Annotated in this window: 15 protein-coding genes; 9 read left to right on the top strand and 6 right to left on the bottom strand. The window is 65.3% G+C overall.

Translation table 11 applies throughout. The annotated features are described in order from the left end of the window. Positions 1-272: 272 nt before the first annotated feature. Together ligD and O6Y00_RS02095 are read right to left on the bottom strand one after the other, a co-directional pair. Positions 273-2804 carry a DNA ligase D gene (ligD, locus tag O6Y00_RS02090; protein ID WP_353440992.1) on the bottom strand — a complete coding sequence of 844 codons (2532 nt, stop codon included), beginning with the start codon at positions 2802-2804 and terminating at the stop codon, positions 273-275. A gap of 192 nt (positions 2805-2996) precedes the next feature. Beyond that, positions 2997-3875 carry a Ku protein gene (locus tag O6Y00_RS02095; RefSeq protein WP_353440993.1) on the bottom strand — a complete coding sequence of 293 codons (879 nt, stop codon included), beginning with the start codon at positions 3873-3875 and terminating at the stop codon, positions 2997-2999. A gap of 110 nt (positions 3876-3985) precedes the next feature. On the opposite strand from O6Y00_RS02095, the gene pdxH reads away from it, so the two are divergent. From pdxH to O6Y00_RS02110, 3 genes are read left to right on the top strand one after another with little or no spacing between them, the layout of a single operon-like run. Further along, positions 3986-4564 carry a pyridoxamine 5'-phosphate oxidase gene (pdxH, locus tag O6Y00_RS02100; RefSeq protein ID WP_353440994.1) on the top strand — a complete coding sequence of 193 codons (579 nt, stop codon included), beginning with the start codon at positions 3986-3988 and terminating at the stop codon, positions 4562-4564. Beyond that, the gene (locus O6Y00_RS02105) at positions 4561-5508 is read left to right on the top strand and encodes a cation diffusion facilitator family transporter (protein WP_353440995.1); all 948 of its coding nucleotides are present in this window, start codon (positions 4561-4563) and stop codon (positions 5506-5508) included. Before pdxH ends, O6Y00_RS02105 begins: the two co-directional genes overlap by 4 nt. A 37-nt stretch (positions 5509-5545) precedes the next feature. Continuing rightward, positions 5546-6337: a PhzF family phenazine biosynthesis protein gene (locus O6Y00_RS02110; RefSeq protein ID WP_353440996.1), complete on the top strand. Its 792-nt coding sequence runs from the start codon at positions 5546-5548 to the stop codon at positions 6335-6337. A 108-nt stretch (positions 6338-6445) separates the two neighbouring features. Here the strand turns inward: O6Y00_RS02110 and O6Y00_RS02115 are convergent, their stop codons facing one another. Both O6Y00_RS02115 and mnmA read right to left on the bottom strand, forming a co-directional pair. Next, positions 6446-6694 (bottom strand): UvrB/UvrC motif-containing protein, encoded by a 249-nt coding sequence (locus tag O6Y00_RS02115; protein ID WP_056061094.1) that lies wholly within the window; start codon positions 6692-6694, stop codon positions 6446-6448. 14 nt (positions 6695-6708) lie between these two features. Beyond that, a complete protein-coding gene (mnmA, locus tag O6Y00_RS02120) occupies positions 6709-7818 on the bottom strand; it encodes a tRNA 2-thiouridine(34) synthase MnmA (RefSeq protein ID WP_353440997.1) in 1110 nt (369 codons plus the stop codon). Between the two features lie 195 nt (positions 7819-8013). On the opposite strand from mnmA, the gene O6Y00_RS02125 reads away from it, so the two are divergent. The 3 genes from O6Y00_RS02125 to O6Y00_RS02135 all read left to right on the top strand — a co-directional run bounded on the left by O6Y00_RS02125 (position 8014) and on the right by O6Y00_RS02135 (position 8995). Further along, positions 8014-8241, top strand: a complete 228-nt coding sequence (locus O6Y00_RS02125) for a hypothetical protein (RefSeq protein WP_353440998.1) — start codon at positions 8014-8016, stop codon at positions 8239-8241. Between the two features lie 103 nt (positions 8242-8344). Beyond that, entirely contained in the window at positions 8345-8644 is a 300-nt protein-coding gene (locus O6Y00_RS02130; RefSeq protein ID WP_056412261.1) for a DUF1153 domain-containing protein, read from the top strand. 93 nt (positions 8645-8737) lie between these two features. Then, entirely contained in the window at positions 8738-8995 is a 258-nt protein-coding gene (locus O6Y00_RS02135; protein ID WP_056484797.1) for a GlsB/YeaQ/YmgE family stress response membrane protein, read from the top strand. A gap of 63 nt (positions 8996-9058) precedes the next feature. Here O6Y00_RS02135 and O6Y00_RS02140 read toward each other — a convergent pair whose 3' ends face one another. After that, positions 9059-9787, bottom strand: a complete 729-nt coding sequence (locus tag O6Y00_RS02140; RefSeq protein WP_353440999.1) for an SIMPL domain-containing protein — start codon at positions 9785-9787, stop codon at positions 9059-9061. 210 nt (positions 9788-9997) lie between these two features. Here O6Y00_RS02140 and O6Y00_RS02145 point away from each other — a divergent pair, with 210 nt between their 5' ends. The 3 genes from O6Y00_RS02145 to O6Y00_RS02155 all read left to right on the top strand — a co-directional run bounded on the left by O6Y00_RS02145 (position 9998) and on the right by O6Y00_RS02155 (position 15767). Next, complete coding sequence (locus O6Y00_RS02145) at positions 9998-11176, top strand: efflux RND transporter periplasmic adaptor subunit (RefSeq protein WP_353441000.1); 1179 nt, start codon at positions 9998-10000, stop codon at positions 11174-11176. Positions 11177-11180: 4 nt separating this feature from the next. After that, entirely contained in the window at positions 11181-14411 is a 3231-nt protein-coding gene (locus tag O6Y00_RS02150; RefSeq protein ID WP_353441001.1) for an efflux RND transporter permease subunit, read from the top strand. Positions 14412-14498: 87 nt separating this feature from the next. After that, a complete protein-coding gene (locus tag O6Y00_RS02155) occupies positions 14499-15767 on the top strand; it encodes a DUF445 domain-containing protein (RefSeq protein WP_353441002.1) in 1269 nt (422 codons plus the stop codon). A gap of 292 nt (positions 15768-16059) precedes the next feature. Here O6Y00_RS02155 and O6Y00_RS02160 read toward each other — a convergent pair whose 3' ends face one another. Next, positions 16060-16509, bottom strand: a complete 450-nt coding sequence (locus tag O6Y00_RS02160) for a hypothetical protein (RefSeq protein WP_353441003.1) — start codon at positions 16507-16509, stop codon at positions 16060-16062. Between the last annotated feature and the right edge of the window lie 53 nt (positions 16510-16562).

Raw genomic sequence — 16562 nt, forward strand, 5'->3', positions numbered from 1 at the left:
CAACATAAATTGTCGCGGGGGCTATACCTTACTGCAGTTCCCTCGCGAACGCGGGGGGCCAGGAATCCCAGGCGCTGCGTTCAGTTATCCTGGACCCCCGCGTTCGCGAGGGAACAGTAAGGGGGCCAGCTGCCGCCTCCACAAACCACCACCCCGGCGAAGGCCGGGGCCCAATTGGGGGATGGCGATAATGGAGGGCATCGCTCCGTTACCACCACCTTTCCAATTGGGCCCCGGCCTCCGCCGGGGTCGCAGCTAAAGTAGGGGGCAGCTCACAAATCTGGCAAAACCTGATCCGCCACCCCCCACCCCGCAAGCGCCCGCGACCCAGCCCGCTCGATCAACTCGGCCCCATCCTTCACGCCCCACCGCGCCGCAGTCTCGATATCCCGCAACTCAGTCCACGACACTGGCGCCGCCACCGGCGCCCCAGCCCGAGCCCGCGCCGAGTACGGCATCACCGCGGTCGCCCCGCGCTGGTTGCGGAGCCAGTCGATGAAGATCCGCCCCTTGCGCTTGGCCTTCGCCATCGTTGCCACGAAGCGCTCGGGATCCGCCCCCGCCATCGCCCGCGCGAAACGATCCGCGAAGTCCTTCACCGCCGGCCATTCCGCCTCCGGAGTCAGCGGCACGACCACGTGGACGCCCTTGCCACCGGACAGCATCGGGAAGCTGACCAGTCCCAGTTCGGCGAGCTGGTTCTTAAGATGCTCGGCCGCCTTTTTGGTGTCGCCGAAGTCGAGGCCTTCGTCGGGATCGAGATCGAATATCAGTCGGTCGGGCTTCTCCAAGGCGGAGTTCGACGAGCCCCAGCCGTGGAACTCGATCGTCCCCATCTGCACGCACGCGACCAGCCCGTCCGCGTCGTCGACGTAAAGATAGTCCTCGGTCGAGCCGTCCTTCTTGCGGATCGGCACGTTGTGCACCGCGTCGCCGAAGCTCCCCGCGTCGTGTTTCTGGAAGAAGCACGCGCGCGACCGGCCCTGGGGGCATCGGACCAGGCTGATCGGGCGATTGCCCGCGACCGGCAGCATGATCCCCGAGACCGCGACGTAATAGTCCGCGAGATCGCCCTTAGTGACGTCCGACTGGTCGAAGATCACGCGGTCGCGGCTGCTGACCTTGATACTGGTTGCTGGCGCGGCGCTCTCCTCCACATCGGGCAGTGGCGCGGGCGTTTCGGCGACGACGTCCTTCGCAGCCTTGTCCTCGCGCAGGCCGATGAAGCTCGAATGGCGGAGTACGCCGTCGGGGGTGACCTCGGCAAACGCAACTTCCGCGACCAGTTTCGGCGTCACCCATTTCGCGCCGCGGACCGCCGCCTTGGGCGCCTCGACCGTCGGCGTCTTGCGATCGAGTGCGTCGAGCTTGTCGCGGATCTCGTCCATCAACGCCTGGTCGAACCCGGTGCCGACCTTCCCCGCATAGCGATACCCTTTGCCCTCGCGGACGCCGAGCAACAGCGACTTGAACCCGCGCTTCTTGTCGGAGGGCAGCCAGCCGACGATCACGAATTCCTGGCGGTGCGTGCATTTGACCTTGAGCCATGCCTTGGTCCGCTTGCCCGCATAGGGTGCGTCGGCGCGTTTCGAGACGATGCCTTCGAGGCCTTCGCGGCACATCGTCTCGAACAGTTGCTCGCCCGCGCCGATGACGTGGTCGGAGTAGCGGAGGCGGTCTTCGTCCTCGGGGATCAGCGGTTGCAGCCGTGCCTTGCGGTCGAGGTTGGAGAGGCCGGTCAGGTCTTCGCCGTCGAGCGCGAGCAGGTCGAACGCGAACAGCGTCATGTCGCCGCCCGCGGAGATCGCGTCCTTCAGCGTCGAGAAATCGGGGTGGCCGTCCTTGAACGCGACGATTTCGCCGTCGATCAGCGCGGATTTTACGGGGAGTTTTGCGGCGGCCTCGGCGATCGCGGCGAACTTGTCGGTCCAGTCGAGGCCGGTGCGGGTGAAGACTTTCGCCTTGCCGCCGGCGACGGAGAATAGCGCGCGGTAGCCGTCGTATTTGACTTCGTGGAGCCATGCGGAGCCGGTGGGGACGGCGTCGACCAAGGTGCAGAGTTGGAGGTCCTGAAATTCCTCCCCGGCACGGGGAGGGGGACCGCCGCGACCTTTCGCGGGGGTGGAGGGGGGCTTGTTGCTGGCGATACCTTTACGGCTGGCGGTACTCTTGCGGGCCGCCCCCTCCACCAGCTTCGCTGGTCCCCCTCCCCGTGCCGGGGAGGATTTGCCCTCTTCGATCTCGATCATCGTGCGGCCGGTCGAGACGCTGGTCAGCGCTTCTTCAACCAGCGTGTCGGTGCCGCCGGCTGCCGCATCGTCGATCTTCCTGAGCAGCCAGTTCTCGCGCTTCTCCTTCGCGCGGGGCTTCAGGCGGATCAGCAGCCATTCACCCTTCATCCGCTCGCCATCGAGGACGAAGTGGAGGTGGCCCTTGTCGAGGTCCTTGGCCGACTTGCCCTTGATCGGCGACCATGTGCCGCGGTCCCACAGCATCACCGTGCCGCCGCCATATTCGCCCGCGGGGATCGTGCCTTCGAAGGTGGCGTAGCTGAGCGGGTGGTCCTCGGTGCGGACGGCGAGGCGCTTCTCGTTGGGGTCGAGGCTGGGGCCGCGGGTAACCGCCCAGCTTTTCAGGACGCCGTCGATTTCGAGGCGGAAGTCCCAGTGGAGGCGGGTGGCGTCGTGCTTTTGGACCATGAACGAATTGCCGTTGTCGGGGGCTAGCGTGCCCGCGGGTTCGGCGGTCTTGGTGAAGTTCCGCTTGGAATTGTAGAGGGCGAGGGGATCCGGGGGCGTGGCCATCAATAGCGTCCCGTCTTCGTCATCCCGGCGAAAGCCGGGACCTCGCGCGGCGAGGGGGTGGGCTGCAACCGGGAGATCCCAGCTTTCGCTGGGATGACGGGGCAGGGTTCGGTCGCTTGAAGAAGTTTGTTCTCCCGCGAAGGCGGGAGTCCAGTCTGGGCCCCCGCCTTCGCGGGGGAACAAGGGAGGGGGTTACGCACGTTTCTTCGCGGGAGCTTTGGCAGCGGTTTTTGCCGGTGCGCGCTTGGCGGGGGCTTTCTTCGCCGGCGCCTTCTCCGCACCCCCACTCTTCTCCATCGACTTCTTCAACGCCGCCATCAGATCGACCACGTTCGACCCGGTCTTCCCGCCGGTGTCCTTGTCCTCGATGATCTTCTTCCCGTTCGCCTTGCGCTTGCGTTCGATCAGGTCCTTCAGCGCATCGACATAGCGATCGTGGAACTCCTGCGGATGGAAGTCAGCGCTGCGCTTCTCGATCAGCGCCTCCGCGAGTTCCAGCAGTTCCTCGGAAGGCTTGTCGTCGGGGATCTCGCGGAAATACCCCTGCGCCTTGTGCACCTCGTCGGCGTAGCGCAGCGTCTCCAGCACCATCCCGCGCCCACACGGCTTCAGGCTGACGACATATTCGCGCCCGCGCATCGCAAGCTGGCCGAGCCCGACCTTCTTCGTCCGCTTCAGCGCCTCGCGCAGAACGATGAAAGCCTCCTCCGCGAGATCATCCGCGGGCACCACGAAATACGGCTTCTCGTAATAGAGCACGTCGATCTCGCTCGCATCGACGAACTGGGTCAGCTCCAGCGTCTTCTTCGATTCGAGCTTCACCGCATCGATCTCGTCCTGCTCCAACAGGACATATTCGCCCTTCGAGACCTCATACCCCTTCATGATCTCGTCGGCGTCGACCGGGCCGACGCCAGTAACGACCTTGTCGTAATGGATCGGCTGCCCAGAAGGCTCGTGAATCTGCTTGAACGACACCGCCGCACCGGACTTGGTCGCGGAATAGATCTCGACCGGGATCGAGACGAGAGCCAGACGGATCTGCCCCTGCCAATACGCGCGCGCTGCCACCTTGCGTGTTCCTTCGTTGCGGAAACGATTCGATTACCTGGATCAATCATCGGCGAGGTCGAGTCGTTCCAAAGTTTCGTTCCGCGCCAAATCCCGCTATGGCGCGCGCCATGTCAGACGATCCCTTCACGCTGTTCGACAGCTGGTACGCCGAAGCCAAGCAGTCCGAGCCGAACGACCCGAACGCAGTCGCGCTCGCGACGGCCGATGCCGAGGGGCGACCGTCGGTGCGCATGGTGCTGCTGAAGGGCCACGGCCCCGATGGCTTCGTGATCTACACCAACCGCGAAAGCCGCAAGGCGGGCGAACTGGCGGCCAATCCGCAGGGTGCGCTGCTGTTCCACTGGAAGTCGCTGCGCCGTCAGATCCGCATCGAGGGCCCGGTGACGCACGTGACCGACGCCGAATCGGATGCCTATTTTGCGTCGCGCGGTCGTGATTCGCAGCTGGGTGCGTGGGCATCGGAGCAGTCGCGCCCGCTCGACACTCGCGAAACCTTCGAGCAGCGCTTTGCCGAAATGACCGCGAAGTTCGACGGGCAGGACGTGCCAAGGCCGCCGCATTGGGGTGGCTACCGCGTGACGCCGACGCGGATCGAGTTCTGGCAGGACCGTGCGCATCGGCTCCACGAACGGCGGCTGTTCACGCGCGAAAGCGGCAACTGGAACGAAGGGCTGTTGTTCCCATGACACAGGACGAACGCCGCAAGGTCATACCCCTGGCAACCCGCGCGGCGCTCGCCAGCGTTGCGATGGCGTGTTTCCTGTTGCTGTTGAAGGGCTTTGCGGCGTGGTCGACGGGCTCGGTCGCGATGCTCGGTTCGCTCGCCGATACCGCGCTCGACCTGCTCGCGTCGCTGGTTACGCTGTACGGTGTGCGGCTCGCGGCGACGCCGGCGGATCACGACCATCGCTTCGGCCATGGCAAGGCTGAGGCGCTCGCGGCGCTGTTCCAGGTCATGCTGATCACCGCGTCGGCGGTCGGCATCGCCTGGCGCGCGATCCTCGCGTTCGGTGACCCGCAGCCGACCACCGGCGCCGATTTCGGTATCGGGGTGTCGGTGATCGCGATCGTCGCCACGGTGTTCCTGCTATCCTATCAGCGTCGCATCATCCGCCAGACGGGTTCGGTCGCGATCCTCGCGGACAACGTGCACTATCAATCCGACGTGCTGCTCAACGGTTCGGTGATCGTCGCGCTGGTGCTCGATCAATATGTGGGGTGGAGCGGGGCGGATCCGATCTTCGGCATCGTCATCGCGTTGTGGCTGGCTTGGGGCGCGTTCCAGGCGTCGTCGAACGCGATCGACCAGCTGATGGACAAGGAATGGCCGGAGGATCTGCGCACGCAATTCCTCGACGTCGCCGCGCGCCAGCCCGGCATCCGCGGCATCCACGATTTCCGCACACGGCGCTCGGGGAGCCACGACTTCGCGCAGTTCCACATGGAAGTCTCGCGCGACCTGACGGTGGCCAACGCGCACGACATCGTCGAAGCGGTCGAGCGCAACCTGCGCACCGCCTTCCCCAAGGTCGAGGTGTTGATCCATCTCGATCCCGAGGGACATGTCGACACCGACAATCCGCTGGTCGAAGCGGACGTGACGCCGCATTGGTTCGGCAAGCGGGTTTGAACCAGGGTTCGGCACGCGCGTCTAAGGGGCTTAAGGCATGAGAATACCGTTCGCGCAGATCGATGCGTTTTCCGACACGCCGTTCGGCGGCAACCAGGCGGCGGTGATGCCGCTGTCGACCTGGCTCGACGACGCCGTGCTGCTCAACATCGCGCAGGAGAACAACCTGAGCGAGACCGCGTTCATCGTCGCGTCTGATGACGAGGGCGTCGATTTCGACCTGCGCTGGTTCACGCCGGGCGCAGAGGTCGCGCTGTGCGGTCATGCGACGCTGGCGAGCGGGCATTTCGTGCTGTCATCGGACACCGCGCTTGACCGTGTGCGGTTCCGGACGCGGCAGGCTGGGATACTGGAGGTCGCGCGGGCGGGCAGCGGCTACACGCTCAAGTTGCCGGCATGGGGACCAAGCCCGAAGTCGATCCCGGAGATCGTCGCGGCGCTGAATGTCGCCGAGCCCGTCGAAACCCTGTGGCACGACAAGGGCTATGCGCTCGTGATCGTCGAGGACGAGGCCGTCGTGCGCAATCTCAAGCCGGATTTCGCCGCGCTGTCGGCATTCCCGATCGTCGCGATCGTCGCCGCGCGCGGCGAAGCGACCGACATCGTCAGTCGCGTCTTCACGCCGTACTATGCGATCGACGAGGATCCGGTGACGGGTTCCGCGCATGCGGTGATGGTGCCGTATTGGGCGCCGACCTTGGGGAACAGCTTTACCGCGTATCAGGCGAGTGCGCGTGGCGGGAAGCTGACGTGTCGTCTTGAGGGCGACCGGGTGGTGCTGGGCGGATCGTGCGTGACGACGATCGAAGGCACGTTCCTGCTGCCGTAAACGCAGCCAAAATACCTCCGTCATCCTGACGAAAGTCAGGATCCAGAGCGACGAACGTCATCGTTTGATATCCTGGATCCTGACTTTCGTCAGGATGACGGGGTAGCCTTACCGCTTCCGCCCCTTGGTCATCGGATCGGGTTTCTTCGGTTTCACCCAACCCGGCGGCGGCGTCATGCGTTGCTGGCTTGTGCCAAGCCCCATCGCCCCCGGCTGCTGGCGGGTCAGACCAGCAGTGTCCGCCACTTCGCCACCGCCCCGCAACACGCTGATCTGATCGCGCAACTTTCCCGCGGTCTCGAAATCCATCGCCGCGGCGGCGGCTTCCATCTGGCGGCGTAGATCTTCGATATCCATCCGCCCTGAACGCGTCAGGCGGCGACCAGTGCCGCCTCGGTGTCCGCAATCCAGCCGCCGCCAAGCACGCGCTCGCCTGCATATAACACAGCAGCCTGCCCCGGCGCGACGCCGTATTCCGGCGCATCGAACACCACGCGGTCGCCGATCAGACGGGCAGGGACGGGCTTTGCCATCGACCGTACCTTGGCCGTCAGCGGCCCGGTGAAATCGCCGCCCAACCAGTTGATGTCCGTCATCCGCGCCGCCTCGACGGCGAGTGCGCGACGGGGGCCGACGACGACTCGCTTCGTCTCCGGCTCGACGCGCACGACATAGAGCGGCTCGGGACTGCCGCCGATCTCCAGCCCGCGGCGTTGGCCGACGGTAAAGTGGATCAGCCCGCGATGCTCGCCGAGCTTCGTGCCGCCGAGATCGACGATATCCCCCGCGGTCTCCGCCGCCTCGGGCCGTAGCTTTTTCACGAGCCCGGCGTAATCGCCATCCGGCACGAAGCAGATATCCTGGCTGTCCGGCTTGGCCGCGACGCCGAGGCCGAGTTCCGCCGCAATCTCGCGCACCCGCGCCTTGGGCAGGCCACCCAACGGAAAGCGGAGGTAATCCAACTGGCTCTGCGTGGTCGCGAACAGGAAATAGCTCTGGTCCCGCGCCGGATCGGCACCGCGGTGCAGTTCGGCTCCGTGCGTGCCCTCGACCCGTCGGACATAATGCCCGGTCGCGAGGCAGTCCGCGCCGAGATCGCGCGCGAGCTTCAGCAGGTCGGTGAACTTCGGGCCCATGTTGCACTGGACGCAAGGGATCGGCGTGCGGCCGGCGAGGTATTCGTCGGCGAACTTGTCGACCACCTGCTCACGGAAGCTGGTTTCGTGATCGAACACGTAATGCGCGATGCCCAGCCGGTCGCACACCGCGCGGGCGTCGCGAATGTCGCGGCCGGCGCAGCACGATCCCGCGCGGCCGACCGCCTCGCCGTGATCGTACAGCTGCAAGGTCACGCCGATCGTCTCGGCACCGGTGGCATGCGCGAGCGCGGCGACGACCGAGCTGTCGACGCCACCGGACATCGCCACGACGATGCGCTTCCCGGCCAGATCGGGGCCGAGCTGAAAATCACGCTGTTCCATGGAGGTCACATAGGCGCGACGGGGCGACGTTGCAAAAAGATGCGCGGGTTGACGTGGATCAGGACGAGTCGAGCAGAAAACGCGACCGACGATTGGAAAAAAGCGACAAGTTCACGAACTCTTTCGCCGGGTTTTACGGTCCCTTCACCCCCTCGCGCTATACCGGCCATCCCAAGAGTTGTCGCGAGTACCCCGTTGGACCTGAGTTTTCCCCGTTTCGATCGCGATGCCGAGGTCACCGTCCTTCCGGGTGATCTCGCGGTCCTGATCGTCGGTATCGCCGCCCGGCAGGCAGCGAGCCCGACCGCGGTGGTGCAGGCCAGCTTCGCAAGGTCGGCGATCGACCCAAAATTGTTCGCGCCGCTGCACGGTGCGTTCAACGGGCCGATGGCGACAGCTTTAACCCGGTGGAAGGACGAATGAAGATGCTGTTTACCGCGGCGTTTCAGCCGATCTTCAAGACCTGTGCGTACAGGTCGTGTGTGCGTATCGTGAGGGGGCCCCCCGCCCCGATCAGAGGTTTCAAATGATCGAGAACCAGAAAATCCGTCCCGGCAAAGTCATCGGGCCGCTCGGCGAGCAGTTGACGCTCGATACCCTGCCACCGCCCAGCACGACCCGGTGGGTGGTACGGCGCAAGGCCGAGGTGGTCGCCGCCGTGAATGGCGGTTTGCTGAGCGTCGACGACGTCTGCGCCCGCTATGGCCTGACCGTCGAGGAATTCGCGAGCTGGCAGCGCGCGATCGATCGGTCGGGGATGCCGGGGCTGCGCGTGACCCGGATCCAGCACTACAAGTCGTTGTACGAACGCCAGCAAAAATACTGAGATCTAAAACTCAAAACGCGAGCGGAACAAAAAACGCCGCTCGCACGTCTTTCCGCCATCGCCCGGATACGGGTTCAACGGAGGGAAAATATCATGGGTCTCATTCTTTGGCTGATCATCGGCGGCGTCATCGGCTGGATCGCTAGCATGATCATGCGCACCGACGCGCAGCAGGGCATTTTCCTGAACATCATCGTCGGCATCGTCGGCGCGTTCATCGGCGGCCTGATCCTGTCGGGTGGTTCGATCAACAACGCCCCGCTCACGCTGACCTCGTTCATAGTGTCGCTGCTGGGCGCCATCGTCCTGCTCGCGATCGTGAACCTCGTGCGTCGCGGTAGCGTTCGCTAAGGTTCGCTTCGTCACGCGAAGTTGAAGAGGGGCCGCCCGGGCAACCGGGCGGCCCTTTTTTTGTCAATTCAACAAGAAGCGCACCGACACCGTTACGGTGACATCCTTTTCGCCAGGCGCGATCTGCGTGCTGTCCTTGGCCATCGATGCGCGCATCATCATCATCGGTTGCGGCGAGCCACCCGTGTCCTGCCCCGATTCGGCGATCGAGACGATCCGCGAGACTCGCAAGCCAGCGGCCTTCGCGTACAGATCGGCGCGACGCTTGGCCTGCGCGATCGCATCGGTCCGGGCTTCGTCGAGCACGGCATCGGGCTGGTCGATCGACAGGTTCGGCCCGTCGATTTGGTTCGCACCCTGCGCCACCAGCGCGTCGAGGATCGTGCCGGACTTCGCGACATCGCGGAACCTGATCGAAACGGTATTGGTCGCCTGGTAGCCGGTGATGACCGGCGGCTGGTTGTCGGCATAGCGATATTGTGGCGCGAGGCCGACCGACGACGTCGCGATGTCGCGGGGCGCGACGCCCGCGCGTTTCAGCGCCGCGAGGACTTTCGCCATCCGCTGCGCATTGTCCGACAGCGCGGCGGCCGCGGTCGGCGACTGCGAGACGACGCCGGCCCGGATCGTCGCCAGATCAGGTACGCGGGTTGTGCGACCCTCAGCGGTCACGTCCAGCACGGTGCCAGCGGCGGGGACCATCGGCTCGACGGTCGTCGGCGTCATCTGAGCGGTCGCCGCCGTGGCGAGGGGCAGTACGGCGATAGCAATCAGTAGCGAGGTGGTGTTCATTGCGTGGGTCTCCCAGAAACGATGCGTCTGCGTGTGACGGTGGGCGCCGCAACGCAAGCTGAACGCCATTGCGGATGGATCGAATTCGAAGCATGTATTCGCCCTGCGTTCGTCGGGGGGCTTGAGCGCGGTGACTTATTCAGATAATACAGCTTGCGAACGATGGTGCGGGTCGAGACAAGACCGGTCGGATTTGGGATTGTGACGCGCATGAATTACGAGACGAAGATGGTCGGCGGCGAGGGTGAAGAGCAGCTGGCGTTGCCGGATTACACCGCGCCTTCGCATCGCCGCCGCAACATCATCATTATCATTCTTGTCGTGCTGGCGATCGCGGTGGCGGTCTATGCTCTTAAGTCCGGCAAGAAGGACGTCGCGGCGGCGTCGCCGGGCGCGCAGTTGCCGACCGTGTCGGTCGTCGTGCCGGGCCGTCAATCGGTCGACCGGACGATCTCCGCCACGGGCACGCTGGCGGCGCGACGCGAAATGCCGGTCGGCGTCGCGGGTGAGGGCGGTATGATCACGCGCGTACTGGTCGAACCCGGTACGTGGGTCGGTGCTGGCCAGGTGCTCGCGACGGTCGATCGCTCGGTCCAAAACGAGACGGCGGCGTCGCTCGCCGCCTCGATCAGCGTCGCGCGTTCGGACGAGACGATCGCGCAGGCCGAACTCGATCGCGCGAAGCAACTCGTCGATCGCGGCTTCATCTCGAAGGCCGATCTCCAGCGCAAGGCGGCGACTCGCGATGCCGCGGCGGCGCGCGTGAAGGTGGCACAGGCGACGCTCGGCGAGGCGCGCGCGCGCAACGGCCGGCTCGATATCCGCGCCCCCGCCGCCGGACTGGTGTTGACCCGCGGCGTCGAGGCCGGCCAGATCGTCGGGCCATCGGCGGGCGTCCTGTTCCGCATGGCGATGGGCGGCCAGATGGAGATGCGCGCGCAGTTGAGCGAAGCCGATCTGACCGGGCTGCATGTCGGCGCCCGCGCGACCGTCGTGCCGGTCGGTACCACGCAGGGCTATCCCGGCGAGGTATGGCAGGTTTCGCCCGTGATCGATCCGCAGACCCGCCAGGGTATCGCGCGCATCGCGGTCAAGTACGATCCGGCTCTGCGCCCCGGTGGGTTCGCCGCGGCGACCATCGTCGGCGGCGTGACGCAGGCACCACTGCTTCCTGATTCCGCGCTGCAGAGCGACGAGAAGGGCAATTATGTCTATATCGTCGGTCCGGGCGACAAGATCGTGCGGCGCAACGTGAAGATCGGCCAAGTGTCCGACGCCGGCGTGACGATCATCGGCGGCCTCGACGGCTCGGAGCGCGTCGTACAGTCCGCGGGCGGCTTCCTCGCGCCCGGACAGACGGTCAAGCCGATCACCAAGAAGGCGAGCTGAGCTCATGAACTTCCGCAACATCTCGGCCTGGTCGATCCGCAACCCGGTTCCGCCGATCGTCCTGTTCTTGGCCTTGATGCTTGCGGGCGTCGTCAGCTTCATGCGGATGGACGTGAACCGCGATCCCGACATCGATTTCCCGATCGCGGTCGTCGTCGTCAACCAGCCGGGCGCCGCGCCGACCGAGATGGAGACGCAGGTCACGCAACGCGTCGAGGCGGCTGTGCGCTCGCTTCAGGGCATCGACGAAATCAACTCGACTGTTACCGAAGGCAATTCGGAAACGGTGATCCAGCTCACGATCGGCACGCCGATCGACCGCGCGGTCAACGACGTGCGCGACGCGATCGCGCAGATCCGCAGCGACCTGCCCGAGGGAATCCTCGAGCCGCAGGTGTACCGAGCGAACACCAGCGGCAACGACGTCGCGAGCTTCGCGGCGATCACCAGCGACATGACCGTCGAACAGCTCTCCTGGTATATCGACGACACCGTCACCAAGGACCTGTTGTCGATTCCCGGCATGGCGACGATCAGCCGCAACGGTGGCGTCAGCCGCGAGATCCGCGTGATCCTCGATCCGCTCAAGCTCCAGAGCCAGGGCCTGACCGCCAGCCAGGTCAACGCGCAGTTGCGCCAGGTCAATCTGAACGCGGCCGGCGGTCGTGCAGAAATCGCCGGCTCCGAACAGTCGATCCGCGTGCTCGGCAATGCCCGCGACGCGGCCGACCTCGGCCAGACCCAGATCAACGTGGGCAACGGCCGCACCGTGCGCCTGGCGGACATCGCGCAGGTCCGCGACCTTTACGCCGAGCAGCGCAGCCGCGCGACCGTCGACGGGCGCCAGGCGATCACCTTCGATTTCCAGCGTGCCAAGGGTGCGTCCGACGTCACCGTCTATCACGCCGCGGTCGAGAAGCTGCGCGCGCTGGAAAAGCGCAATCCGTCGGTCAAGTTCGTCCAGCGCTATACCAGCACCGACTATACCGAAGCGCAGTATGAAAGCGCGATCCACGCGATGATCGAGGGCGCGATCCTCGCCGTCATCGTCGTGTTCATCTTCCTGCGTGACTGGCGTGCGACCGCTATTTCCGCGCTGGCGATTCCGCTGTCGGCGATTCCCGCCTTCTGGTTCATGGACCTGCTCGGCTTCGACCTGAACGGGATGACGCTGTTAGCGCTCAGTCTGGTCGCAGGCGTGCTGGTGGATGACGCGATCGTCGAGATCGAGAACATCGTCCGGCATATGCGAATGGGCAAGTCCGCCTATCAGGCGTCGATCGACGCCGCCGACGAGATCGGTCTCGCCGTGCTGGCGACGACGATGGCGATCGTCGCGGTGTTCCTGCCGGTCGCGCTGATGCCGGGTATCGCCGGGCAGTTCTTCAAGAATTTCGGTCTTACCGTGGTCGCCGCGGTGCTGATGAGCCTTGCAGTCGCGCGTCTCGTCACGCCGATGATCGCGGCATATTTCCTCAAGTCGTTCGGCCATGCCAGTCACGGCGAGGGCAAGGTCATGGACTGGTACGTCCGCACGCTCCACTGGACGCTCGACAGCCGCAAGGCCGCGGCCTGGCGCGCGCGCGGCGGCATCCGGAAAATGTTCAACCGCGTGGTGGATCACCGCATGTGGGCGATCGGTGCGGGCGTGCTTGCGTTCGCACTTACGCTGTTCATGTTCACCGTCATCCCCTCGCAGTTCCAGCCGACCCGCGACGAGGACGACGCGACCGCGCAGATCGAGATGGTGCCCGGCACCACGCTGGCGCAGACCGATGCGGTGGTCTCACGGGTCAGCGCCCTGCTCGGCCAGCAACCCGTGGTCAGCACGGTGTATGCCCGCACGCGTGTCGGCAGCGGCACCGTGACCGCCAATCTGCGCGAGGACCGCAAGGAGAAGTCGGTCGACTTCGAACGCCGCCTGGCGCCGCAACTGACCGCGATCCCCGACGCGCGCGTCTCGTTCCGCTCGCAGTCCGGCTGGGGCGGCAGCGGGCGTGACGTGACGATCGTCCTGGGCGGCAGCGATCCCGCCAGGCTACAGGAGGCGGCGGACAAGATCGTGGGCGAGATGGGATCGCTCAAGTCGCTGACCGCGCCGCGCGTCTCGGGTGGGATGCAGCGTCCCGAGATCGTCATTCGCCCCCGCTTCGATCTTGCCGCCAATCTCGGCGTGACGACGCAGGCGCTATCGTCGGCGATCCGGATCGCGACGCTCGGCGATATCGACCAGAACTCCGCACGCTTCTCGCTCTCCGATCGGCAGATCCCGATCCGCGTCGCGCTCGACCAGTCGGCGCGGACCAGCCTGTCGACGATCCAGAACCTGCCTGTCGCGACCGCGTCGGGTGGCTCGGTACCGCTCAACCTGGTCGCGGATATCGGTCTGGGCTCTGGGCCGACCAAGATCGACCGCGTCAACCAGCAGCGCCAGATCACGCTGGGCGCCGATCTCGCGCCCGGCGTCGTCATCTCGAACGCGATGAAGCAGGTCCATGCACTGCCCGCGATGAAAAACCTGCCGGTCGGCGTCAGCGAACTCACGCTCGGCCAGAGCAAGTGGCAGGCCGAGATGATCGTCAACTTCATCACCGCGGTAATCTCGGGGACGTTCCTCGTGTTCGCGGTGCTGGTGCTGCTCTACCGCCGCGTGCTGCCGCCGTTCGTCAACATGGGCTCGCTGCTGCTCGCGCCACTCGGCGGGTTGCTCGCGCTGTGGGCGACCGGCCAGCCGCTGTCGCTGCCGGTCTATATCGGTCTGCTGATGCTGCTCGGAATCGTCGCCAAGAACTCGATCCTGTTGATCGATTTCGCGCTCGACGAGATGAGCAAGGGCGTCGATGCGTTCACCGCGATCATCGACGCCGGGCACAAGCGCGCGCAGCCGATCGTGATGACCACGGTCGCGATGGTCGCCGGCATGGTGCCGACCGCGATGTCGCTCAGCGGCGATTCGTCGTCGCGCGCGCCGATGGGCACGGTCGTGATCGGCGGCCTCGCGCTGTCGACGCTGCTGACCCTGCTGATCATCCCCGCGGCGTTCAGCCTCGCGGTGGGGATCGAGCGCTATGTCGGGCCGCGGCTCGGTCGTCGTCTGCTCACCTATCGCCCGGGCGACAATGGCGACGACGTGATCGGGATCGCCGGTCCCAATCCGGGGCCGTTGCTCGGGCCGGCGACCGGCAAGCTCGGTCATGGCCGCGATCAGGGGGACGGCACGCAGCCCGCCGAGTGAGACACGAACGGCGCGCTTCGCGACACTCGAGTATCCGAACCGCCCCACGCGCATGAACATTCGGCGCGCTGGGGGATTGTTTCGGGTATGACGCTTTTACCCCGCACGCGCCCAGTCGGCGAAGCCCCCCCGCCAGCGCTCGTCCGGATGCGGATCGTCGCAACCGGCCTGCTGGTGTTCATGGCCGCGACGTTCTTCGTCAGCCGCGCGCTCGTTCCGGTCCACCCCGCCTTCGCGTTCGTCCGCGCGTTCGCCGAGGCGGCGATGGTCGGCGGCCTCGCGGACTGGTTCGCGGTGACCGCGCTGTTCCGCCATCCGCTCGGCCTGCCGATCCCGCACACCGCGATCGTGCCGCGCAACAAGGACCGCATCGGCGACACGCTCGCGCAGTTCCTCCGCGCGAATTTCCTGATCCCCGTCGTCATCGCCAGGCGAACCCGCCGCCTCGACGTGGCGGGTGCGATCGCCCGCTGGCTGACCGATCCGCCGGAGGGGGCAGGGGGGCGCTTCCGCCAGGGCGCGTCGAAGCTGGTCGCGCAAGTGCTAGAAGGTCTCGATCCGGCGCGGCTCGGCGGGATGGTCAAGGCCGGGATCGGCGCCCGCCTGCGCGCGACGGAGGTGTCGCCGATCCTCGGCCAGTTGCTCAAGGCCGCGATCGCCGAGCGCCGCCACGCGCCGCTGCTCGAAAGCGCGATCCGCTGGACGGCCAAGACGCTGGCCGCGAACGACCACCTCGTCCGCGCGATGGTCCATGACAAGGCCGGCTCGATCCTGCGCTGGACCGGGCTCGACTCGACCGTCGCGGACAAGCTCATCAGCGGCTTCGACAAGCTGCTCGCGGAGATGGCGGAAGACCCCGAGCATCCGCTGCGCCTGAAGGCAGAAGAGGGGCTCGATCGGCTCGCCTGGGACCTGCAATATGACCGCCGGATGCGCGAGCGCGTCGAGACGATGAAGAACGACCTGCTCGACAATCCGGCGATGCAACGCTGGCTCGACGGGCTGTGGGAGCAGGCACGCGGCGCGCTTCTGGCGATCGCGCGCGACCCCGAGCGGGCGATGGCCGGCAAGCTCGGCGACATCCTCCGCCAACTGGGCGAGACGTTGCAGCACGATCCGCGCATGTCGCGGACGATCAACCGGTTCGTGCGGCGTGCGGCGGTCGGCGCGGCGGCGGACTACGGCGACGGCATCGTCAAGCTGGTCTCGGAAACGGTCCGCAGCTGGGACGCCGACACGATCACCCGCCGCCTGGAAAACGCCGTCGGCCGCGATCTGCAATATATCCGCGTGAACGGGACGATCGTCGGCGGACTGGTCGGGCTGGTGATCCACAGCGTCGATGTGCTGTTGTGATGGGGACGGTGTAGGGTTGTCCGATGTCATTCGGGGCGCCAAGTGTTTCCGAGTATAGACTGGTAGTCGGTATCAGGCTGGCGGTGAGCAAGTTATTTAGCGAAATCATGCCACCTGACTAAATCCAACCACCGTGCATAAGTTAGAGTTCTGTGGGAATGCACCAGTTCTCATCGTCCTGTGTATGGTACAAACGATAAGCTTTGTAGAGCCACGTCGTCAGTTTGCGCTGCACTGCCGTAAACTGGCGGCTGCAACCCTATTTTATTTGCGTATCGAGCTAGCGCTATGGCTATAAAGCAGAAAATTCTTCGTCATCATTTGGGAGCGCCGAGGAGTTGAAAATGCTGCTGTCCAGTTCCGTCCAACGGCGGCAGGTCAACTGCGACACAGGCTTAGTGCCATTCATTACCGTCAGACCCGACACTGCCTGCGCGCCTACAGACGGGTTTCCGCCGACGCTGAACACGATGTAGCTAAAGCGTCCATTGATAAAGCGTAGCTGGTTCTCGATGTTGGCGTATCGCGCGGTCCGAAAAAACACGTTATGGCGCGCAACGCTGCCGAATATCGTCAATTCCGCTTTTGCTTTGGTTCCGAACTTGTACACGAGCTGATTGCCAAGCGCGTGTACTGACACCTGCTTCTGCCCAAGCGAGCACAAGAAAACCGTCTTGCCCGTGTTCGGTGCTTTATCGGCGCCAACCGCCATAAAGCTCAACAGTGCCAACCAAATCTTCATCGCTTCACACTCCTTCCGCCAAGGGCATCCCATGCGCGCTGGTACGCCTGCCA

Origin of the sequence: Sphingomonas faeni (assembly GCF_040407565.1) — a bacterium.
Taxonomy (GTDB): domain Bacteria; phylum Pseudomonadota; class Alphaproteobacteria; order Sphingomonadales; family Sphingomonadaceae; genus Sphingomonas; species Sphingomonas faeni_F.